Source organism: Bradyrhizobium nitroreducens, assembly GCF_002776695.1.
Lineage (GTDB): Bacteria > Pseudomonadota > Alphaproteobacteria > Rhizobiales > Xanthobacteraceae > Bradyrhizobium > Bradyrhizobium nitroreducens.
On record NZ_LFJC01000003.1, the window covers coordinates 777,448 to 799,835 of the forward strand.

At 64.8% G+C, this 22,388-nt stretch carries 18 protein-coding genes; 9 read left to right on the top strand and 9 right to left on the bottom strand.

What is annotated here, in order from left to right; translation table 11 throughout:
* The first annotated feature begins 13 nt into the window (after window positions 1-13).
* Genes hyfB through TSA1_RS03955 form a run of 6 tightly spaced genes read left to right on the top strand, consistent with a single transcriptional unit; the run spans window position 14 to window position 7,127 of the window.
* Window positions 14-2,014, top strand: a complete 2,001-nt coding sequence (hyfB, locus tag TSA1_RS03930) for a hydrogenase 4 subunit B (RefSeq protein WP_100175201.1) — start codon at window positions 14-16, stop codon at window positions 2,012-2,014.
* Window positions 2,011-2,967: a respiratory chain complex I subunit 1 family protein gene (locus tag TSA1_RS03935; RefSeq protein ID WP_100175202.1), complete on the top strand. Its 957-nt coding sequence runs from the start codon at window positions 2,011-2,013 to the stop codon at window positions 2,965-2,967. The genes hyfB and TSA1_RS03935 overlap by 4 nt, the downstream gene beginning before the upstream one ends.
* Before the next feature lie 3 nt (window positions 2,968-2,970).
* The gene (locus tag TSA1_RS03940) at window positions 2,971-3,633 is read left to right on the top strand and encodes a hydrogenase-4 component E (protein ID WP_100175203.1); all 663 of its coding nucleotides are present in this window, start codon (window positions 2,971-2,973) and stop codon (window positions 3,631-3,633) included.
* Complete coding sequence (locus tag TSA1_RS03945; RefSeq protein ID WP_100175204.1) at window positions 3,630-5,069, top strand: hydrogenase 4 subunit F; 1,440 nt, start codon at window positions 3,630-3,632, stop codon at window positions 5,067-5,069. Before TSA1_RS03940 ends, TSA1_RS03945 begins: the two co-directional genes overlap by 4 nt.
* A 3-nt stretch (window positions 5,070-5,072) precedes the next feature.
* A complete protein-coding gene (locus TSA1_RS03950) occupies window positions 5,073-6,599 on the top strand; it encodes a hydrogenase large subunit (RefSeq protein WP_100175205.1) in 1,527 nt (508 codons plus the stop codon).
* A gap of 3 nt (window positions 6,600-6,602) precedes the next feature.
* Complete coding sequence (locus TSA1_RS03955) at window positions 6,603-7,127, top strand: NADH-quinone oxidoreductase subunit B family protein (protein WP_100175206.1); 525 nt, start codon at window positions 6,603-6,605, stop codon at window positions 7,125-7,127.
* 61 nt (window positions 7,128-7,188) lie between these two features.
* Here the strand turns inward: TSA1_RS03955 and TSA1_RS03960 are convergent, their stop codons facing one another.
* The 9 genes from TSA1_RS03960 to TSA1_RS04000 all read right to left on the bottom strand — a co-directional run bounded on the left by TSA1_RS03960 (window position 7,189) and on the right by TSA1_RS04000 (window position 17,121).
* Window positions 7,189-8,472, bottom strand: coding sequence for a glycerate kinase type-2 family protein (locus tag TSA1_RS03960; RefSeq protein WP_100175207.1), 1,284 nt, complete (start codon window positions 8,470-8,472; stop codon window positions 7,189-7,191).
* A gap of 207 nt (window positions 8,473-8,679) precedes the next feature.
* Entirely contained in the window at window positions 8,680-9,909 is a 1,230-nt protein-coding gene (locus TSA1_RS03965; RefSeq protein ID WP_100175208.1) for an ABC transporter substrate-binding protein, read from the bottom strand.
* A gap of 241 nt (window positions 9,910-10,150) precedes the next feature.
* A complete protein-coding gene (locus tag TSA1_RS03970) occupies window positions 10,151-11,380 on the bottom strand; it encodes an ABC transporter substrate-binding protein (RefSeq protein WP_100180955.1) in 1,230 nt (409 codons plus the stop codon).
* 120 nt (window positions 11,381-11,500) lie between these two features.
* Window positions 11,501-12,736: an ABC transporter substrate-binding protein gene (locus TSA1_RS03975; protein WP_100175209.1), complete on the bottom strand. Its 1,236-nt coding sequence runs from the start codon at window positions 12,734-12,736 to the stop codon at window positions 11,501-11,503.
* A gap of 30 nt (window positions 12,737-12,766) precedes the next feature.
* Entirely contained in the window at window positions 12,767-13,786 is a 1,020-nt protein-coding gene (locus TSA1_RS03980) for a branched-chain amino acid ABC transporter permease (RefSeq protein ID WP_100175210.1), read from the bottom strand.
* Between the two features lie 2 nt (window positions 13,787-13,788).
* The gene (locus TSA1_RS03985; protein WP_097660018.1) at window positions 13,789-14,667 is read right to left on the bottom strand and encodes a branched-chain amino acid ABC transporter permease; all 879 of its coding nucleotides are present in this window, start codon (window positions 14,665-14,667) and stop codon (window positions 13,789-13,791) included.
* A 13-nt stretch (window positions 14,668-14,680) separates the two neighbouring features.
* Window positions 14,681-15,394: an ABC transporter ATP-binding protein gene (locus TSA1_RS03990; RefSeq protein ID WP_008135694.1), complete on the bottom strand. Its 714-nt coding sequence runs from the start codon at window positions 15,392-15,394 to the stop codon at window positions 14,681-14,683.
* Window positions 15,391-16,188 carry an ABC transporter ATP-binding protein gene (locus TSA1_RS03995; protein ID WP_097660016.1) on the bottom strand — a complete coding sequence of 266 codons (798 nt, stop codon included), beginning with the start codon at window positions 16,186-16,188 and terminating at the stop codon, window positions 15,391-15,393. The genes TSA1_RS03990 and TSA1_RS03995 overlap by 4 nt, the downstream gene beginning before the upstream one ends.
* Before the next feature lie 66 nt (window positions 16,189-16,254).
* Window positions 16,255-17,121 carry an IclR family transcriptional regulator gene (locus TSA1_RS04000; protein ID WP_174719271.1) on the bottom strand — a complete coding sequence of 289 codons (867 nt, stop codon included), beginning with the start codon at window positions 17,119-17,121 and terminating at the stop codon, window positions 16,255-16,257.
* 131 nt (window positions 17,122-17,252) lie between these two features.
* On the opposite strand from TSA1_RS04000, the gene TSA1_RS04005 reads away from it, so the two are divergent.
* The 3 genes from TSA1_RS04005 (at window position 17,253) to TSA1_RS04015 (ending at window position 22,361) form a co-directional block, all read left to right on the top strand.
* Window positions 17,253-19,349 (top strand): 3-hydroxyacyl-CoA dehydrogenase NAD-binding domain-containing protein, encoded by a 2,097-nt coding sequence (locus TSA1_RS04005; protein WP_100175211.1) that lies wholly within the window; start codon window positions 17,253-17,255, stop codon window positions 19,347-19,349.
* Window positions 19,350-19,494: 145 nt separating this feature from the next.
* Complete coding sequence (pimA, locus tag TSA1_RS04010) at window positions 19,495-21,177, top strand: dicarboxylate--CoA ligase PimA (RefSeq protein WP_100180957.1); 1,683 nt, start codon at window positions 19,495-19,497, stop codon at window positions 21,175-21,177.
* Window positions 21,174-22,361, top strand: coding sequence for an acetyl-CoA C-acyltransferase (locus TSA1_RS04015; RefSeq protein WP_100175212.1), 1,188 nt, complete (start codon window positions 21,174-21,176; stop codon window positions 22,359-22,361). The genes pimA and TSA1_RS04015 overlap by 4 nt, the downstream gene beginning before the upstream one ends.
* Window positions 22,362-22,388 lie beyond the last annotated feature (27 nt).

Sequence of the window (22,388 nt, forward strand, 5' to 3'; positions counted from 1 at the left end):
TCCAGGAGCGGCCATGATCGCCGTGGCGCTATGGTCGGTGGCGGCTCTGCTCGCTCTGGCGCCTGCGGGAGTCGTGCTGTCGACGCGCCCGCGCGGCTCGCTCATCGTTTACGGCGGATGCCTGATCGCCACATCGACGCTATGCGTCACGGCGCTGTCCGATCTGCTCCATGCCCCTCAACTAACGCCGAGCGCGACACTGCCGATCGGCCTGCCCTGGCTCGGTGCCCATTTTCGGCTCGATGCGCTGTCCGCCTTCTTCCTCGTCGTCGTCAATCTCGGCGGCGTCGCTGCGAGCCTTTTCGCGCTCGGTTACGGCCGGCACGAGGACTCTCCCGGCCGCGTGCTGCCGTTCTATCCTGCCTATCTCGCAGCGATGAACGTCGTCGTGCTGGCGAACGATGCCTTCAGCTTCCTGGTCGCCTGGGAATTCATGTCGCTGACCTCCTGGGCGCTGGTGGTGTCGCATCACCGGGAGGCCGAGAACATCCGCGCCGGCTACGTCTATCTATTGATGGCGAGTTTCGGCACGCTGGCGCTGCTGCTCGCGTTCGGCCTGCTCGTAAGCGGCGCAGGTTACGATTTCGATGCGATCCGGGCCTCACATCCTTCCGCTGCAGTGACCGGCACGGTGGTGATCCTCGCGCTGCTGGGCGCCGGCTCCAAGGCTGGCCTGGTACCGCTGCACGCCTGGCTGCCGCTCGCCCATCCCGCCGCACCCAGCCACGTCTCCGGCCTCATGAGCGGCGTCATGACCAAGGTCGCCGTCTACGGCTTCGTGCGCATCGTCTTCGACCTTCTGCCCGAACCGGTGTGGTGGTGGAGCATGGTGGTGTTGCTGGTCGGCGGTCCGACGGCGACGCTGGGCGTGCTCTATGCGCTGATGCAGCGCGATATCAAGCGCGTGCTCGCCTATTCGACGATTGAGAACATCGGCATCGTCTTCACCGGCCTCGGGCTGGCACTGGCTTTCAAGGCGGAAGGGCTCGACTGGGTGGCGGCACTGGCTTTCACCGCGGCGATGCTGCATGTCTTCAATCATGCACTGTTCAAAAGCCTGCTGTTCTTCGGCGCCGGCGCGGTGCTGGCAGCAACAGGCGAGCGCGACATGGAGAAACTCGGCGGGCTCATCCATCGCATGCCGAAGACGGCGTTCGCGATGCTGATCGGCTGCGTCGCGATCTCGGCATTGCCGCCGTTCAACGGCTTCGTTTCGGAATGGCTGACTTTCCAGGCGATCCTGCTCTCACCGCAATTGCCCTCCTGGGGCCTCAAGCTGGTGATTCCGGCGGTCGGCGGCTTGCTGGCGCTCGCGGCCGCCCTTGCCGCGGCCTGCTTCGTCAAGCTCTATGGCATCAGCTTCCTCGGCCGGCCGCGTTCGGACGTCGCGGCGTCAGCGCATGAGACCGACCGCTTCTCGCTGACCGCGATGCTCGTGCTTGCCGCCTTCTGCCTCATCGCCGGTATCCTGCCCGGGCTGTTCATCGATGCGCTGGCGCCAGTGAGCAAGGCCATGGTCGGCAACATCATGCCGCATCAGGTCGGTCTGCAGTGGCTCACCATCGTGCCGATTGCGGAAAGCCGTAGCTCCTATAACGGCCTTCTGGTGTTCGTGTTCGCGGCACTCTGCGGCACGGCGGCGGCATCAGCCATTCACCGTTTCGCCTCCGATCGCTTGCGCCGCGCACCGGCCTGGGATTGCGGCCATCCCGATCCAAACCCGGCGATCCAGTATTCGGCTTCCAGCTTCTCGCAGCCGATCCGCCGCGTGTTCGGCAGCGTCGTCTTTGCCGCGCGCGAGATCGGCGAGATGCCGCCGCCGTCCTCGCCGCGTCCTGCGCGGCTCCGGGTCGAACTGCACGATCTGATCTGGGAAGCGCTGTACGCGCCGATTGCGATGGTCGTCGGCTTTGCGACGGACCGCGTCAATGTCCTCCAGTTCCTCACCATTCGCCGCTACCTGACGCTGGTCTTCGTGGCGCTGATCGTGCTGCTGCTGGTGGTGGCACTATGAGCGCGCTGCGCGACATCCTCTCCCAGGGCGCCCAGATGTCGCTGGTGCTGGGGCTCGCGCCGCTGCTCACGGGTTTCGTGCGCAAGGTGAAGGCGCGGCTGCTGCGCCGGCGAGGGCCGCCGCTGCTTCAGCCCTATCGCGACCTCATTCGCCTGATGCGCAAGGACGCCGTGCTCGCGGACAATGCGTCATGGCTGTTCCGCGTCATTCCCTATCTGATGTTCTCGGGCACCTGGGTCGCCGTCTCGCTGGTGCCGACTTTCGGCAATGGTCTGTTGTTCTCCTGGACCGCCGACCTCATCGCCATCATTGCGCTGCTCGGCAGCGCCCGTTTCTTCCAGGCGCTCGCCGGCATGGACGTCGGCACCGCCTTCGGCGGCATCGGCTCCAGCCGCGAGGTCATGATCGCCTCCCTCGCCGAGCCCGCGATGCTGATCACTGTATTCTCGGTCGCCATGATCGCCGGCTCGACGCAGCTCGCCAACGTGGCCGAGTTCATGGGCTCGGACGCGGTCGGCTTGCGCGTGTCGCTTGGCATGGCGTTCGTGGCACTGACCATCGTGGCGTTGGCGGAAAACGCCCGTATCCCCGTCGACAACCCCGCCACCCATCTCGAGCTCACCATGGTGCACGAGGCCATGGTGCTGGAATATTCGGGACGGCATCTCGCGCTGATCGATCTATCGTCACAGCTCAAGCTCATGCTCTATGTCTCGCTGATCGCCTGCGTGTTCCTGCCATGGGGGATGGCGACTGCGGATTCGAGCGTCGCCCGGCTCGCCTTCGGCGCGCTGCTCTATCTCGGCAAGCTGACGGCTCTTGGCTTTCTGCTCGCCGTGTTCGAGACGTCGATCGCCAAGATGCGCGTGTTCCGGATTCCGGAGTTCTTGGGCGCGGCGCTGATGCTGGCGTTGCTCGCCACCCTGTTGCGCTTCGTGTCGGGGAGCCTCTGAGAGATGAGTAGCCTGCAATTCGACATCGCCCATCTGCTCGCCGGCTCCCTCGTGCTGGCGAGTTTCATGATGCTCTACCAGGACCGGCTCTATGCGCTGCTCAACGTCTATGCGCTGCATGCCGGCATGCTGGCGCTGTCGGTGGCCTGGCAGGCCTATGTGCAACAAGCGCCGCATCTCTATGTCACGGCGCTGATCGCGCTGGTGTTCAAGGCCATCATCATCCCGGTGGCGCTGCACCGGATCATCAAGCGGCTCGGTATCCACCGCGAGATCGAGAACGTGATCGGGATCGGGCTGACCATGATGGCCGGCATCGGCCTCGTCGCACTGTCGATGGTGGTGATGCTGCGGGTGACGCCGGGCGCAGATGCGCTCGCGCGCGAGGACCTCGCCTTCGCGCTGTCGGTGGTGCTGCTGGGGCTCCTGATCATGGTGACGCGGCGCAACGCGGTGGGCCAGGTCGTCGGCTTCATGTCGCTGGAGAACGGGCTGGTGCTGGCGGCAACCGGCGCCAAGGGCATGCCGCTGGTGGTCGAAATCAGCGTCGCCTTCTCGGTGCTGATCGCCTTCATCGTGATCGGCATCTTCCTATTCCGCATCCGCGAGCGCTTTGACAGCGTGGACATGCAGGCGCTCGACCGTTTCCGCGGAGAGCGGCGATGAACATCGACGTCCTCAGCGCCATCCTCGTGATCCCGGCGGTCTCGGCAGCGCTGCTGGCGATTTTGCCGGGCTATGTGCAGACGGCGAAGCTGAACGTGGTGGCCGCACTCGCGACCTTCCTGACCTCGCTCTCGCTGTTCGTGGTCGAGCCGGTGTCGGGGCAGTATCTGCTGGTGGACGACCTCAACAAGGTCTTCATCGTATTGACCACCTTCGTCAGCTTCACCACATCGGTGTTCAGCGCGAGCTATATCCAGCACGAGATCGAGATCGGACGCCTGACGCCGACGTTCCTTCGCTTCTACCACGCGATGTATCAGACGCTGATGTTCGCGATGAACCTCGCGCTCGTCGCCAACAATATCGGCCTGATGTGGGTCGCAGTCGAAGTGGCGACGCTGACGACCGTGCTGATGGTCGGCATCTACCGCACCCACGAGGCGCTGGAAGCGGCCTGGAAATACTTTATCCTCGGCAGCGTAGGCATCGCGCTGGCGCTGTTCGGCACCATCCTGGTCTACATGGCGGCGCGCCCCGTGGTCGGTGAGGGGCTCGACGGCATGGTGTGGACGGTGCTGGTGAAGCACGCCGCACGGTTCGACCCGGCGCTGCTCAACGTCGCCTTCGTCTTCCTGCTGCTCGGCTACGGCACCAAGGTCGGCCTCGCGCCGCTGCACGCCTGGCTGCCCGATGCCCATGCGGAGGGCCCGACGCCGATCTCGGCGGTGCTCTCGGGCCTCCTGCTCAACGTGGCGCTCTACGCGCTGTTGCGCTTCAAGATGATGCTCGCGGTCAATCTCGCGGCCATCGCGCCGGGGCCGTTGATGGTGACGATGGGCCTGATCTCGGTGATCTTCGCTTCGCTGATGCTCTACCGCCGCCGCGACATCAAGCGCATGTTCGCCTACTCCTCGATCGAGCATATGGGCATCATCGTCTTCGCCTTCGGCATGGGCGGGCCGCTCGCGAATTTTGCCGGCCTCCTCCACATGACCATGCATTCCCTGACCAAGTCGGCGATCTTCTTCGCCGTCGGCCACATCGCGCAGGTCAAGGGCACGCAGAAGATCGCCGACATCGGTGGACTTACGGTGACCAATCCCGTGCTCGGCTGGGGGTTGATGCTCGGCGTCATAGCCATCGTCGGGCTGCCGCCGCTCGGCATCTTCATGAGCGAGTTCCTGGTGGTGAGCTCGACCTTCTCGCACGCGCCCTGGCTGACGATGATCCTGGTGCTCGGCATCATCATCGCGCTCGGCGGCCTGCTGCTGCGCGTCGGCTCCGTGATGTTTGGCGAACCCAAGGGACCTACCGCGCCGGCGGAGGCGTCCTATGTGCCAATGTTCACGCATCTCGCGCTGGTGCTGATGGCCGGCATTTATCTGCCGCCGGGGCTGGTCACTGGCTTCCAGAACGTCGCGAAGCTCCTGGGGTAGGCCATGGGCATCTTCGACAGCATCCCCCATGTCAACGCGGTGCTGTCGCACCGGCCCTGGCCGCGCGCGGTCGTGACGGAGGCGGGTTGGCAGGCGGCGATCGATCGACTGGTCGAGGGAGGCCTCACGCTGCTCGGCTTCTGGGGCGAGCCGGCGGCGGTGCATATGGCGCTGCTCGATGGAGGCTTGGCCGAGATCGCGGTCGTCACCTACGAGTGTACAGCCGGCACATTTCCAAGCGTTGCCAGCCGTCATCCGCCGGCGCTTCGGCTGGAGCGGACCATCCACGATCTGTTCGGGCTCGTTCCCACTGCCGCTGGCGATCTGCGGCCAGATCTCCGGCCTTGGCTCGATCACCATGCCTGGGGCAAATCCTATCCGCTCTCCGGCCGCAATGCATCGCGCGACGTGCAGCCGTACCAGTTCCTGCCGGCCGAAGGCGAGGCGTTGCACCAGGTGGCGGTTGGCCCCGTCCATGCCGGGATCATCGAGCCCGGCCATTTCCGCTTCACCGCCAATGGCGAGCATGTGGTGCGGCTGGAGCAGTGGCTCGGCTACACCCACAAGGGCGTCGAGTCATTGATGCAGGGCGCGAGCCTCGATGCCGCGGCAAAGCTCGCCAACCGCACCTCCGGCGACAGCGCGGTGGCCTACGCCTTTGCCTTTGCGCGTGCCGTGGAAGCGGCGCTGCAGATCGAGGCGCCGAGGCAGGCGACTCTATTGCGAGCGCTGATGGCGGAACTGGAGCGGCTCGCCAATCATTTGGGCGACATCGGGGCCATCTGCAACGACGCGTCGTTCGCGCTGATGCATGCCCAGACCGGTATTCTGCGCGAGCGCTGCTTGCGCGCCGCAAATGTCGCGTTCGGCCATCGCCTGATGATGGACGTCATCGTGCCCGGTGGGGTGACGCGCGATATCGCGCCGGACGGTGTTTCCGCGCTGCGCGCGCTGCTCGCGGAGCTGCGCAAGGTCTTTCCGCGCTTGATCGAGCTCTATGACAACACGGCGTCCTTACAGGACCGCACCGTCACCACGGGCATCGTGAAGGCTGAGTATGCGCGCCAGTTCGGCGCCGGCGGTTATGTCGGCCGTGCTTCGGGCCGCGATTTTGATGCGCGGCGGGCGCTGGCCTACATGCCCTACGACGCGCTGTCGTTCGAGGTGCCGGTTCTCCAGGCCGGAGACGTCAATGCGCGGGTCTGGATCCGGATTCGCGAGGTCGAGCAGAGCGTCGCGCTGATCGAGCAGATTCTCGACCGGCTTGGGCCGGGCGGGCTGCAAACCGCGCTGCCTCCCAGGATCGGCCGCGGTCCTTGTGAAGGCATGGCGCTCACCGAGGCCTTCCGCGGCGACGTGCTGGTTTGGCTGCGGCTCGATGGCGAGTTGCGCGTCGAACGCTGCCACCTGCGCGATGCCTCTTGGTTCCAGTGGCCGTTGCTGGAAACCGCGATCGACGGCAACATCATTGCCGACTTCCCGCTCTGCAACAAGTCGTTCAACTGTTCCTATTCGGGCGCGGACCTCTAAACCATGCGCAAGACCCTGCTCGAAAGCCTCACCCATGGTTCGTTGACGGAGCCCGCGCCGGCGCCGGACGATTCGGCGCTGGCGGAGCTTGCAACGAAAGTCGACCGCGCGGCCCAGGCCAGGCTCGGGCGTTCTCTTGCCATTCGCGAGGTCGATGCCGGATCCTGCAACGGCTGCGAGCTGGAAATCCACGCGCTGTCCAACGCTTTCTACGACATCGAACGTTTCGGCCTGCGCTTCGTCGCCTCGCCGCGGCACGCCGACGTGCTGCTGGTCACCGGTCCGGTGACGAAGAACATGCGACAGGCGCTGGAGCGGACCTACAACGCGACGCCCGATCCGAAATGGGTCGTCGCGGTCGGAGGCTGCGCGATCGATGGCGGCATTTTCAGAGGCAGCTACGCCTGCGTCGGCGGCGTGTCCGAGACCGTGCCGGTGGATCTGCATATCAAGGGCTGCCCGCCGTCGCCGACGGACTTGTTGAAGGGCCTGCTCGCGCTGCTCGAGCATGTCAGCGCCAAGCGTTAAGCCGCGCTCTCCGTCATTGCCGGCGCGCCGGACTCCGCGATGGCATCGAACAAAGCGAGCTCTAATCCACCAGGATCACCCTGATGTCGTTCACGTTGGTGAGCGTCGGGCCCGGCTGCAGCAGATCTCCCGTCGCCTCGAAGAAGCTGGTCGCGTCGTTGTTGTCCAGATAGGCCTGCGGCTGCAGCCCCAGCATCTTCATCTTCGCAAACGTCGCCGCGTCGATCAGTGCGCCGGCGGGGTCGGTCGGGTGGCCGGCACCGCCGTCGGCGCCGTCGGTGTCGCCGGCGAGCGCCGAAATGTTCGGTGTGTCCTTGAACAGGCTGGCGAGCGCCAGCGCGTATTCCTGGTTCGGCCCGCCGCGCCCGTTGCCGCGCACGGTGACCGTGAGCTCGCCGCCGGAGAGGATCGCGAGGCGCTTGCCTCGTGCGCGCGCGTCGAGCGCCAGCCTGGCGTGAGCGGCGGCGACCTCGCGCGCCTCGCCTTCGAGATCGGCGCCGAGGTCGATCGTCTCAAAGCCGGAGTCGCGCGCGAGCTTCACTGCGGCGTCGAGCGACTGCTTGGGCCGCGCGATCAGTTCGAAACGCGCCCGCGCGAAGGCGGGATCGTCGGGCTTGCAGCTTTCGTTGCGTTCGTCATCGAGCGCGCGGCGCACGGCGTCGTCGATGTCGAGCTTGTATTTCGCCACGATCGCGCGTGCATCGGCCAGCGTGGTCGGATCGGGTACGGTGGGGCCCGAGGCGATGGCGGAAGGATCGTCATGCGGCACGTCGGAGATCGCGAGCGTCACGATCTCGCCGGCATTCTTGCCGGCGCGCGCCAGACGCCCGCCCTTGATGCGCGAGAGGTGCTTGCGCACGACGTTCATCTCGCCGATCGGCGCGCCCGAGCGCAGCAGCGCCTTGTTGACCGCCTGCTTCTGCGCGAAGCTGATGCCCTCGCTCGGCGCGATCCAGTTCGCCGAGCCGCCGCCGGTGAGCAGCACCAGCAGCAGATCGTCCGGCCCGGCTTCGCCTGCGAGCGCGAGCGTGTCGGCCGCGCCCTTCAGGCCGGCCTCATCCGGCACGGGATGGCCGGCTTCGACGACGCGGATGCGGCGGGTCGGCACGCCGTAGCCGTGACGCGTGGTGGCGATGCCGACAAGGCGCTCCGGTGCGAGCTGAAGCGTGTCGAGATAGTGCCGCTCGGCCGCCGCGGCCATGGCGGCCGCACCCTTGCCGGCGGCGAGGCAGATCACGCGTCCCCTGGGTGCGGGCCGCAAGTGCGGCGCCAGCACCACATTGGGATGGGCGGCGGCGACGGCGGCGTCATAGAGCGCGCGGAGCAGGGGACGTCGGTCGGTCATGACGATGGCCTTGAGCAGACGGATTGGACAGACGGAACAGAGTGGCGACAAGCGCCGCCGTTCCCCTGCCTACCGCATTGGGCGCCGAAGCGTAAGTCGGCTTTGCCATCATACGATTATGCAATCGCGTGATCATAATCGGCACGCAGGAAAAAGCCCCCTGCGATGCTCTCGCAGGAGGCTTTCCGTCGTCAGATCGTCGGGCGGCTAGCCGCCGACGTCGGCGCTGATCACGTCGCCGAACAGCTCCCACTTCTCGCCCTTGAACTTCTCGAGCCGGAGCTGGCTGATGGGTGCAAAGTCGGTCGGCGAGGTGTTGATCTGGATTCCGGGCAACAGCACTTCGGTGCGGAAGTCCTTCAGGCTGGCCGCCTGCTTCATGACGTTCGCGCGGGTGAGGTCGTCGCCGCACTGCTTCAACACCTGGACCAGGGTCTGCGCCACGCCGTAGCCGACGATGGTGCCATGGTCGAGCTTGTCGCCCTCGGGGAAGTACTTGTTCATGAAGGCCAGGAAGTCCTTCATGCCGGGGTCGTTGTTCCACTCGGGATCGGAAACGTCCTTGAGATAGTCCGCGGAAATGATGTCCTGGGCATTCTCGAAGCCCGCGGGCTTGAGCACGCTGCCGACCGACGCCGAGACGTTGTTGAGGAAGTGCAGCGGTTTCCAGCCGATCTCGGCGTTCTTCTTGATCGCCTGCGCCGCGAATTTCGGCGTCGTGATGTTCATGAAGACGTCGGCACCGGTCGACTTCAGCTTCACGATGTGATTGTCGATGGTCGGCTCGGAGGTCTCATAGCTCTCCTCCATGACGATCATCGAAGCGGCCTTGGCGCCGAGGCCGTCCTTCAGGCCCTTCAAATAGTCCTTGCCGTAATCGTCGTTCTGATAGAGCACGGCGATCTTGGCGTCCGGCTTGTTCTTCAACAGCCATTTCGCATAGATCTGCGTTTCGCTCTGGTAGTTGGGTTGCCAGCCCATGGTCCATGGGAAGTCCTTGGGGTCGTTCCACTTGGTGGCGCCGGTGGCGACGAAGAGCTGCGGCACCTTCTTGGAGTTCATGTATTTGTGAATCGCCGAGTTTGGCGGCGTGCCGAGCGAGTTGAAGATGAACAGCACCTCGTCGCTCTCGACCAGCTTGCGCGCCTGCTCGACGGTCTTCGGCGGCGAATAGCCGTCGTCATAGGAGATGAAGTTGATCTTGCGGCCGTTGATGCCGCCCTCGTCGTTGATCTTCTTGAAATAGGCGGCCTCGGTCCGCCCGATGATGCCGTAGGCGGAGGCCGGTCCGCTGTAGGGCATGATGTTGCCGATCTTGATCTCCGTATCGGTCGCGCCGGTATCGTATTTCTTCTGGGCCGATGCGGTGGAGGCCGAGGCCGCAATGAGCGCAAGCGCCAGTGATGCGGCCGCAAGTTTGCCGGTGACAGCGGGCATTCCTATCTCCCTATTTTCTTGGTGTGTGTGCGTCCCTTTTTTTGTCTTGATTGTTTTTGGCGGCGCGGCCGCAATTCAATACGATTTGGCCAACGGCTTCAACAGAAAGCCCCCGCGACGGGGTCGCAGGGGCTGCGTCTTTAGTAGTCAGCGGCGGCAGGGCTCTCGTGTGCGACTGCGAGAAGGTGCGGCTGTCTTGAGTTGTTTGACCAATCCGGGTGCGATTTTGAGTTGCGTCGCGTCAATGATCCATCTCGCTGGAGATGATGTCCCCGATCAGCTCCCATTTCCGGCCCTTGAAGCGCATCATCTGCAGCTGCTCGATCGGGGCGAAATTGTCCGGCGCGGTGTTGATCTTGATGCCGGGCAGCAGCGTGTCGGGCTCGAAATCCTTCAGGGAGGCGGCCTGCTTCATGACGTTCTCGCGGGTGAGGTCGTCGCCGCACATCTGCAGCACCTTCACCATGGTCTGCGCGGCGGCATAGCCGAACACGACGCCGGCATCGAGCTTGTTGGCCTTGGGGTCGTACTGCGCGAGGAAGTTGTAGAACCGCTTCATGCCGTCATCGGCATTCCACTGCGGATCGGAGCCGTCCTTGGTGTAGGTCGCCGACAGGATGCCTTGTGAGATCTCGAGACCGGCCGGCTCGATCACCCCGCCGACGGAGGCCGAGACGTTGGAGACGATGTAGACCGGATGCCAGTTGATCTCCGCCGCCTTCTTGATCGCCTGCGCGGCGAATTTCGGCGTGGTGATGCTGATGAAGACGTCGGCGCCCGAGGCCTTCAGCTTCACGACGTGCTCGTCGATGGCGGGCTCGGACGTGTCGTAGGGCTCTTGCAGCACGATCATCGAGGCCTTGGCGCCAAGGCCGTCCTTCAGCCCCTTCAGGTAATCCTTGCCGAAATCGTCGTTCTGGTAGAGCACGGCAATCTTCCCGTCCGGCTTCTCCTTCATGATGTACTTGGCGTAGATGCGCGCTTCGCTGGCGTAGCTCGGCTGCCAGCCCATGGTCCAGGGATACTGCTTCGGGTCGTTCCACTTCGAGGCGCCGCTTGCCACGAACAATTGCGGCACCTTCTTCTCGTTCATGTATTTGCGGATGGCGCTGTTGGTGGAGGTGCCGAGCGAACCGAACACCAGCAGCACCTGGTCGCTCTCGACCAGCTTGCGCGCCTGCTCCACCGTCTTCGGCGGCGAATAGGCGTCGTCATAGGAGATGAACTTGATCTTGCGGCCGTTGATGCCGCCCTCGGCATTGACCTTGTTGAAATAGGCTTCTTCAGCCTTGCCGATCGCGCCATAGGCCGAGGCCGGACCGCTATAGGGCATGATATTGCCAATTCTGATCTCGGTATCGGAAGCGCCGCTGTCGTATTTCTTCTGCGCCAGCACCTCGCTGCTGCCCATCGCAGTGCACAACGCGACGACGGCCAGAAGCGCCGCAACCTGAAATCGAACGGCAGTCATCATTCTCCCACCCCGAGTTGGCTCGACGCCGCATTGAACAAGATTGGCGTGTGTCGTCAACAAAAAGCCCCCGCGATCGTTCGCGGGGGCTTCTCGGGGCCGGACTATGACGTCAGCGTGTCACTCGGAAGCGACGTCGCCGCTGATGATCTCGCCGAACAGTTCCCACTTCTCGCCCTTGAAGCGCTGCATCTGGAGCTGGGCGATCGGGGCGAAGTCGGTCGGGCTGGTGTTGATCTTGACACCGGGCAGTAGCGTATCCGGCGCAAAGTCCTTCAGGCTCGCGGCCTGCTTCATGATGTTGGCGCGGGTGAGATCGTCACCGCACATCTCGAGCACCTTGGCGAGGGTTGACGCAGCACCATAGCCATAGACCATGCTGGTGTCGGACTTGTCGGCGCCGGGCATGTACTTGTCGACGAACTCGTTCCACTTCTTCATGCCGGGATCGTTGGCCCACTGGGGATCGGTGGAATCCTTGGCGTAAGCCGCCGACAGCACGCCCTGCGCGTTCTCGAAGCCGGCCGGCTTCATCACGCTGCCGACCGAGATCGACACGTTGGTGAGGATCTGCAGCGGCTTCCAGCTGAGCTCGGCCGTCTTTTTGATGGTCTGGGCCGCGAACTTCGGCGTGGTGTAGATCAGCAGCACGTCGGGATTGGCCGCCTTGATCTTGACGATGTGGCCGTCGATCGAGGGCTCGGACACCTCATAGCTCTCCTCCATGATGATCATGGACGAGGCCTTGGCGCCGAGGCCGTCCTTGGTGCCCTTGAGGTAGTCTTTGCCGAAATCGTCGTTCTGATAGAGGATCGCGATCTTGGCGTCGGGCTTCTCCTTCATCAGCCATTTCGCGTAGATATGCGCTTCGCTCTGGTATGAGGGCTGCCAACCCATGGTCCAGGGGAAGTTCTTCGGATCGTTCCACTTGGTGGCGCCGGTGGCGACGAACAGCTGCGGGATCTTCTTGGCGTTGAGATATTTCTGGATCGCGCTGTTCGAGGGTGTGCCGAGCGGATTGAACACGGCCAGCACCTCGTCGCTCTCGACCAGCTTGCGCACCTGTTCGACGGCCTTCGGCGGCGAGTAGCCGTCGTCATAGGTGACGAAGTTGATCTTGCGGCCGTTGATGCCGCCCTTGTCGTTGATCATCTTGAAATAGGCTTCTTCGGTCTTGCCGATGACGCCATAAGCCGACGCCGGACCGCTGTACGGCATGATATTGCCGATCTTGATCTCGGTATCGGACGCGCCGGTGTCGTATTTCTTCTGGGCGAGTGCTGCGCCGGAGGTGAGAGTGGTGGCCGCCGTTGCCGTGACCAGCGCGGCGGCTCGCAGTGTTCTTCCAAAGTTCAATTCGGTCTCCTTCTCTAATTCAACTGGTTTTCAGTTCTTCCTGAGCTTGCCGGCGAATTGCTGGCCCAGGATCGCGATCTGCCTTGCGCCGTGCGGCACGAGGTAGATGACGAGGAACAGCAGCACGCCGAACACGGCGCCGGAGAGGCCCTTGGAAATGCTCTCCGCCATGTTCGGCACGAAGATGATGAAGGCCGCACCGACGAACGAGCCGGGCAGCCAGCCGACGCCGCCGACGACCATGCCGAGGAACAGCGAGATCGCCAGCGTGATGGTGTAGCTGTCGGGAGCGACGAACTGCACCGCAATGGCGCCCAGCGAACCGGCAACGCCGGTGATCGCCGCCGACACGCCGAAAGCCAGCGTCTTGTAGCGGGAGACGTTGACACCCATCGAGGACGCCGCGATCTCGTTGTCGCGGATCGCCATGAAGGCGCGGCCGGACCTCGAGCGCAACAGGTTCACCGAAAGGAGGTAGATCGCGACCGTCACGATGAGGGTGAAGTAGTACAGCCAGGTGTCCTGCGACATCGGCAGACCGAACGGCGCGTCCGGCTTGGTGACGACGAGGCCCTGCACGCCGCCGGTCCAGTGTTCCAGGAAGTTCAGCTTCAGGAGCTGCGGCATCGCGGTGGCGAGCGCGAAGGTCGCGAGCGCGAGATAGACACCCGACAGCCGCAGCGCCGGCTTGCCGAACAGGTACCCGAATCCGAAGCAGACCGTCGCGGAAATCGGAATCGTCAGCGCGTAGTTGATGTTGGCGTGCTCCATCAGCACCGCCGACGTATAGGCGCCGACGGCGTAGAAGGCGCTCTGGCCGAGCGAGAACTGGCCGCTTCCGCCGGTCAGGATGTTGAGCGCCAGCACGGCGAGCCCGTAGATCAGGAGCATCGTCATCTGGAAGATGATGAAGTTCTTGACGAACATCGGCACGAGCAACAGCGCCGCCAGCACCACCAGCGAGGTGCCGGTACCCAGCGTCATGGCTCGCTTCGGAACGGCCTCGACGGCCTGGTGGCCTTCGGCAACGACTTCTTCTGCTGCGCTCATGATCAAACTCGCTTGACGATTTGCCGGCCGAACAGGCCAGCGGGTTTGACGACCAGGACGGAGATGATCAGCGCGAGCGCGATCGGGAGTTTCAGCTCGTTGCCGACGCCGGGGATGTAGGTGCCGGCGAGGTTCTCGAAGACGCCGACCAGGAAGCCGCCGACCACGGCGCCGAACGGGCTGGAGAGCCCGCCGAGCACCGCCGCGGCGAAGCCGTAGATCAGCACGCCGCCCATCATGTTGGGCTCCAGGAACACGACCGGTGCGATCAGCATGCCGGCGATCGAGCCGATCGCGGTCGCCATGCCCCAGCCGAGCGCGATCATCCAGCTCGTGTTGATGCCGACGAGCCGGGCCGATTCAGGCACCGAGGCTGCGGCCCGCATCGCAAGGCCGATCCGCGTGTACTGGAAGAAGAAGTAGAGGCCGAGCAGCAGCAGCACGGTGACGCCGATCATGCCGGCCTGGTGGGTCGAGATCAGCTGGCTGCCCAGGAACGGCGCGGAGCCGAACGGGGTCGGGTACTGCTTGATGGTGAAGTCCCAGATCAGGCCCGCCGAGGAGTTGATGATCGCGAACAGTGCGATGAAGCCGGCGACGTTGGTCAGCACCGGCGCCTTGGCAAGCGGCTTGAACAGGATGCGCTCGATCGCGATGCCGGCGACGAAGGAGAATGCCAGCGTGATCACGAAGGCTGCCCAATAGGACACGCCCCACTGCATCAGCTGCCAGGAGATGAAGGTCGAGAACATCGCCATCTCGCCTTGCGCGAAGTTGAGATGGTCGATGGCCTGGTAGATCATGACCACGGCGAGCGCCATGCAGGCATAGATCGCGCCCGTGGCGATGCCGGCCAGGACCTGGTTGGTGAACAGCTCCATTGTGCCGGCTCCCTCAGTAACCCAGATAGGATTTGCGGATTTCTTCGTTGTTCGCGATGTCCTTGGCGTTGCCCGACATCACGATGCGGCCGGTCTCGATCACATAGGCCTGGTCGGCAAGCTCGAGCGCGAGCTGGGCGTTCTGCTCGACCACCAGGATCGACACCTTGTCCTCGCGGTTGATCTTGCCGAGGATGCCGAACAGGTCGCGCACCACCAGCGGCGCGAGGCCGAAGGACGGCTCGTCCAGCAGCATCAGCCGCGGCCGCAGCATCAAGGCGCGAGCGACCGCGAGCATCTGCTGCTCGCCGCCGGAGAGCGTGCCGGCCTGCTGGGTGTGGCGCTGCTTCAACACCGGAAAATGCGCATACATGCGCTCGATGTCGGAGACGATGCCGGCGCTGTCCTTGCGGGTGATGGCCCCGAGCTGGAGATTCTCCTCCACCGTCATGGTGGTGAAGGTGCCGCGGCCCTGCGGCACATGGGCGATGCCGAACCGCACGATGCTTTCGGTCGAGCGGTTGTTCAGCGGCTTGCCGTCGAACTCGATGCCGCCGGTCGAGCGCACCATGTTGCAGATCGCGCGCAGCGTGGTGGTCTTGCCGGCGCCGTTGGCACCGAGCAGCGTCGTCAGCGAGCCCTCGTTGAGCGAGAAGGACAGGCCGTGGAGCGCCTGGACCTGGCCGTAATAGGCGCGCAGGTCCTTGACGTTGAGCAGCGTCGTCATTGGTCCTTGCTCCCGAGATAGGCCTTGATGACGTCGGGGTCGGCCTGCACCTGGGCGGGCGTGCCTTCTGCGAGCTTCTTGCCGAAATTCAGCGCGACGACGTGGTCGGCGATCGACATCACGAGTCCCATGTGATGCTCGACCAGCAGCACGGTCATGTGGCGCTCGTCGCGGATCTTGCGGATGAGATCGCCCAGCACGTAGACTTCCTCGTGATTGAGGCCGCCGGCAGGCTCGTCGAGCAGCAGGATCTTCGGGTCGGCCGCGAGCGCACGTGCGAGCTCGACGCGCTTCTGCGTGCCGAAGGGCAGGCCGGACACCACGGTGTGGGCGACGTCCTCGAGATCGAGATAGGCGAGGATGTCGTGCACCTTCTTGTTCACGTCGGTCTCGCTCCGGCGAATCCAGGCAAGGCGCAGCGAGTCGCTGATGATGTCGCTGGACGTCCGGGCGTGGGTTCCGACGCGGACGTTGTCCATCACCGAGAGGTTCGGAAACAGCGCCACGTTCTGGAAAGTGCGGCCGATGCCGATTTCGGCGATCCGGTGCGGCGGCCGCGTCAGGATGCTCGCGCCCTCCATCAGGATATCGCCGGATGACGGCTGGTAGAGCCGGGACAGGCAGTTGAAGAGCGTGGTCTTGCCGGCGCCGTTGGGGCCGATCAATCCGAGGATCTGGCCCTTCTGCATGTCGAAGGACACGCCGTTGAGCGCGACAATGCCGCCGAACACGACGCTGACGTCGCGAACGGCGAGCAGGGGCGATGTCCCCTGCGCGAGCTGTGCCTGCGTCATCTCGTCTCGCTCACGTCGTTCAGTGAGCGAAGGGGCGATGCGAACCGCTCCCGACGTTGACAAAGCCTATCTGATCCCCTCGGCCACACGAGCAACTTTCCCTCCTGATTTCAGCTTTTTGCTGACGTCTTTTTTGGAATGCGGCATCAGACCCCCGAGCGCCGCTTCGATGTTCCTTACCATCGCTAAGAGACGCGGTCCAATGTCGTTGATCAAACGCTCTTCCGTGAAGCGGAATGCGGGCGCGCCGCAGTTGAACGCGTAAGGTCCGGTTCCGTCGTTGAGCTTGAGCGCGACGCCCGCGGCGCCGATATCGTCGTGCCAGTCGCCGACCGAAATCGCAAAACCGTATTTCGCGACGGTCTCGCCGGAGCGTTCCAGCCCGTCGCGCATCTTCGGCCAGCGGCTGCCGTAATGTTCGCGCAACAGGCGCGACAGCTCCGCGCGGTCCGCGTCGTCGAGTGCCCAGAAATAGGCCCGGCCCATCGCGCTGGTTGCAATCGGCACGCGCGAGCCGACGTCAAGTTGAACGCCGACCGTTTCGCTGCCGCGGCTCTGTCCGAAATAGATCATGCTGTGACGATCGCGGCCGCCGACGGCGACGGCGCCGCCAGTCGCGCGCATCACATCCTCGCGAAACGGCTCGGACAAATGCCGAACACCGAGATTGGCGAGCGCCGCGTAACCGAGCGACATCGCGGCGGGTGTGAGCTGGTACTTCTCGAAGCGGGGAACCGGCGCGAGATAGCCGAGCTTGGTCAAGGTGTAAGTCAGCCGCGAAACCGTCGGCTTCGGCAGGTTGGTGCGCGCCGCAATCTCCTGATTGCCGAGCAGGCCGTCATTGGGGTGGAAGGCTCGCAATACGTCCAGTCCGCGGGAAAGCGCGACGACGAAATTCCGATCTGTCGCAGTCTTCTTTCCTGTACGCTTCATCCCTGATCTGCTTCTTGCGCGGAGTCGTTGACAAGCCACGTGCTTCAAAATAACCCTGCCGTCAAGATGCGGAATTAAATTCCGCACCGCGAAATCGAACAAAAGTTAATCCCCACCAAGGAGGGAACACCGTGAGCGAAGTGGTCAAGCTTGAGCGTCATGACGAGGTCGGTATCGTCACGGTCAACAGCCCTCCGGTCAACGCGCTGAGTGCCGCGGTGCGCGGTGGTATCTTGGAGTGCGTCAAGGCCGCTGTCGCCGATCCCGCCATCAAGGGCATCGTGCTGACCTGTGCCGGCCGCACTTTTATCGCGGGTGCCGACATCACCGAGTTCGGCAAGCCGCCGAAGGCGCCGGCGCTCAACGACGTGCTGTCCGAGATCGAGAATTCGCCGAAGCCGGTGGTTGCCGCCATTCACGGCACCGCGCTCGGCGGCGGCCTCGAGGTCGCGCTCGCCTGTCATTTCCGCGTTGCAGTGAAAGAGGCCAAGCTCGGCCTGCCCGAGGTGAAGCTCGGCCTGCTGCCGGGCGCCGGCGGCACCCAGCGCCTGCCGCGCGCGGTCGGCCCCGAGCTCGCCGTCAAGATGATCGTCGGTGGCGATCCCATCGGCGCTGCGGAAGCGCTGAAGAACGGCCTGATCGAGGAGATCGTCGAGGGTCCGGCGGCGGGCGGCGAAGCCTTCGTGCGCAAGCTGCTGGCCGAGAAGCGCCCGCTGCGGCGCCTGCGCGACGACGATTCCAAGATCGCGGCCGCCAAGGCCGACCGTTCGATCTTCACCAATGCGGTCGCGGCCATGACCAAGAAGTCGCGCGGCCTCGAGGCGCCGTTCGCCGCCGCCGACGCCGTCGGCTACGCCATTGACCTACCCTTCGACGAAGGTCTGAAGAAGGAGCGCGAGGGTTTTCTCAAGCTCGTCGCCAGCGACCAGTCCAAGGCGCAGCGCTACGCCTTCTTCGCCGAGCGCGAGGCCGCCAAGATCGCGGGCGTGCCTGAAGGCACCAAGTCGCGCCCGGTCAACCGTGTCGCCATTCTCGGCGCCGGCACCATGGGCGGCGGCATCGCGATGTCCTTTGCCAATGCCGGCGTGCCCGTCACCCTGATCGAGACCGGCGAAGAGCAGCTCAAGCGCGGCATGGGCATCATGCAGAAGAACTGGGAAGCGACCGCGGCGCGCGGCGGCATCCCGGCGGACGCGCCCGCCAAGCGCATGGCGCTGATCAACGGCGTCGTCGGCATCGAGAATGTCGGCGATGCCGACCTCGTCATCGAGGCCGTGTTCGAGACCATGGCGGTGAAGAAGGAAGTGTTCGGCAAGCTCGACCAGTACGCCAAGCCAGGCGCCGTGCTCGCCTCCAACACCTCGTATCTGAACATCGACGAGATCGCGAAGTCGACCAAGCGTCCGCAGGACGTACTCGGCATGCACTTCTTCTCGCCGGCCAACGTGATGAAGCTGTGCGAGATCGTGCGCGCCGACAAGACCGCGCCGGACGCGCTGGTCACCGCCGTGACCATCGCGCGAAAAATCGCGAAGGTGCCGGCCGTGGTCGGCGTCTGCGACGGCTTCGTGGGCAACCGCATGCTGGCCCAGCGCGGCAAGCAGTCCGAGAAGCTCTTGTTCGAAGGCGCGTTGCCGCAGCAGGTCGACGCGGTCGTGACCAAGTTCGGCATGCCGATGGGCCCGTTCGCGATGGGCGATCTCGCCGGCCTCGACATCGGCTGGCGCTCGCGCAAGGACCGCGGCATCAAGTCGGAGATCGCGGATGCGCTGTGCGAAGCCGGCCGCTTCGGCCAGAAGACCGGCAAGGGCTATTACAAGTACGAAGCCGGCAGCCGTGCCCCGCTGCCCGATCCGGAGGTCGAGAAGCTGATCGACGAGACGCTGCTGCGTCTGGGGCGGAAGAAGCGCGTCGTCAGCGACGAGGAAATCCTCGAGCGCATGATGTATCCGATGATCAACGAAGGCGCCAAGATCCTCGAAGAGGGCATCGCGGCGCGTCCGTCCGACATCGACGTGGTCTGGCTCTACGGCTATGGCTGGCCGATCTATCGCGGCGGCCCGATGTTCTGGGCCGACAGCGTCGGCCTCAAGCACATCGCCGATCGGCTGGCCTTCTACGCCAAGGAGACCAACGACCCCAGCCTCGAGCCGGCCCCGCTGCTGAAGAAGCTCGCGGCCGAAGGCAAGACATTCGCCTCGTTGGCCGCGGCGTCGAAAGCGGCGTGATGGGAGCTCGCACTCTCGGCGTCATTCCGGGACGGCCCACAGGGCCGTGCCCGGAATCCATTTCGCCTCCGGGTGCGCTGCCTGATGGATTCCGGGCTCGCGACTTCGTCGCGCCCCGGAATGACCACTGAATGTGATGCAGAAAATGACCCATCCTGGCGAACAGTTTTACCCCGCGGGCGTGCGGTGGGACGATCCCATCGTCCAGGGCTCGCTGCCCGACCTCCTGGCAAAAGCTGCGGCAGATTACGGCCCGCGCACCGCGCTGGAATTCCGCGACCGTCCGATCACCTACACTGAACTCGCAGCTCAGGCCGAGCGCGCAGCGGCGGCGTTCCTTCGCGCAGGCATCGGCAAGAACACCTCGGTGGCGCTATTCCTCGGCAACACCCCCGATCATCCCGTCAATTTCTTCGGCGCGCTGAAGGCTGGCGCCCGCGTCGCGCATCTCTCCCCGCTCGACGGCGAGATCGCGCTGACGCACAAGGTCTCAGATTCCGGCTCGCGCCTGCTCGTCACCTCGAATCTCCAGGCGCTGCTGCCGACCGCGCTGAAGTTCCTGGACAAGGGCCTGATCGACAAGCTCGTCGTCTGCGAAGATGATGATTGGGGCAAGGTCGGCACGCCGCAGGCGGCGATCCCCAGCGATCCCCGCATCGTCACCTTCAAGACCTTCGTCGAGGGCGCCACCGCGCCGGCGCAATGGCCGTCCGTGACGGCCGACGACGTCGCGCTGCTGCAATATACCGGCGGCACCACCGGCCTGCCCAAGGGCGCGATGCTGACACACGGCAATCTCACCTCGGCGGTGTCGATCTACGATGTCTGGGGCAAGCCGTCGCGCGCCGCGCGCGGTGACGTGGTCGAGCGCGTGATCTGCGTGCTGCCGCTGTTCCACATCTACGCGCTCACCGTGGTGCTGCTGTCCTCGCTCAGCCGCGGCAATCTGATCTCCATCCATCAGCGTTTCGACGTCGAAGCCGTGATGCGCGACATCGAGGTCAAGCGCGCCACCTATTTCCCGGGCGTGCCGACGATGTGGATCGCGATCGCGGCGCTCCCGGATCTCGACAAGCGGGACTTCTCCTCGCTCGCGACGATCGGCTCCGGCGGCGCGCCGCTGCCGGTGGAGATCGCCAATTTCTTCGAGCGCAAGGTCGGCAAGAAGCTGCGCAGCGGCTGGGGCATGACCGAGACCTGCTCGCCCGGCACCGGCCATCCGCCCACCGGCCCCGACAAGCCGGGCTCGATCGGCCTGATGCTGCCGGGCATCGAGCTCGACGTCGTTGCGCTCGACGACCCGAGGCGCGTGCTGCCGCCGGGCGAGGTCGGCGAGATCCGGATCAAGGGCCCGAACGTCACCAAAGGCTACTGGAACAAGCCGGAGGGATCCACGGACGCCTTCGTGGACGGCCGCTTCCTCACCGGCGACATCGGCTATGTCGACACCGACGGCTATTTCTTCCTGGTCGACCGCAAGAAGGACATGATCATCTCCGGCGGCTTCAACGTCTATCCGCAGATGATCGAGCAGGCGATCTACACCATTCCGGGCGTGCACGAGGTGATCGTGCTCGGCATCCCCGACCAGTACCGCGGCGAGGCAGCGAAGGCCTTCATCAAGCTGAAGCCGGGCGCAAAGCCGTTCTCGCTCGAGGAGCTGCGCACGCAGCTCGCCGGCAAGCTCGGCAAGCACGAATTGCCGGCTGAGGTCGAATTCGTCGCCGATCTGCCGCGCACGCCGGTCGGAAAATTGTCGCGCCACGAATTGCGCCAGCAGCAGAAGCCGTCACAATCCAACCCACTCGCATCAGGAGGTCGTTCTTGACCGACGCCGTCATCGTTTCCACCGCCCGCACCCCGATCGGCAAGGCCTATCGCGGCGCACTCAACGCCACCGAGGGCGCAACCCTGCTCGGCCACGCGATTGGTGAAGCCGTCGCGCGCGCAAAAGTCGATCCGAAGGAGATCGAGGACGTCGTGATGGGCGCAGCCCTGCAGCAGGGCGCGACCGGCGGCAACATCGCGCGCAAGGCGCTGCTGCGCGCCGGCCTTCCCGTCACCGTCGCCGGCACCACCATCGACCGGCAATGCGCCTCGGGCCTGCAGGCGATCGCGCTTGCCGCGCGCTCGGTGATCTTCGACGGCGTCGAGATCGCGGTCGGCGGCGGCGGCGAGTCGATCTCGCTGGTGCAGAACGACAAGATGAACGGCTTCCACGCCCAGGATCCGGCGCTGCTCAAGATCAAGGGCGAGGTCTACATGCCCATGATCGACACCGCCGAGGTCGTGGCCAAGCGCTACGGCATCTCCCGCGAGAAGCAGGACGAATATTCGCTCGAGAGCCAGCGCCGTACCGCGGCCGCGCAGCAGGGCGGCAAGTTCAAGGACGAGATCGCGCCGATCACGACGCAGATGGCGGTCACCGACAAGGCGACCGGTGTCGTCTCGATGAAGGACGTCACGCTGTCGCAGGACGAGGGCCCGCGTCCCGAGACCACGCTCGAAGGTCTCGCCGGCCTCAAGCCCGTGCGCGGCGAGGGCTTCTCGATCACCGCCGGCAATGCCAGCCAGCTCTCCGACGGCGCCAGCGCCTCCGTGATCATGAGCGACAAGGAAGCCGCCAAGCGGGGTCTTGCGCCGCTCGGCATCTTCCGCGGCTTCGTCTCGGCCGGCTGCGAGCCGGACGAGATGGGCATCGGCCCGGTCTTCGCCGTGCCGCGCCTGCTCAAGCGCCACGGCCTCACCGTCGACGACATCGGCCTCTGGGAGCTCAACGAAGCCTTCGCGGTGCAGGTGCTGTATTGCCGCGACAAGCTCGGCATCGATCCCGACAAGATCAACGTCGACGGCGGCGCGATCGCGGTCGGCCACCCCTACGGCATGTCGGGCGCGCGCCTCACCGGCCACGCCCTGATCGAAGGCCGCCGCCGCAAGGCCAAGTACGCGGTCGTCACCATGTGCGTCGGCGGCGGCATGGGTGCGGCGGGACTTTTCGAGGTGTTGCAGTAAACGGGCTCCGTCGTTCCGGGGCATTCG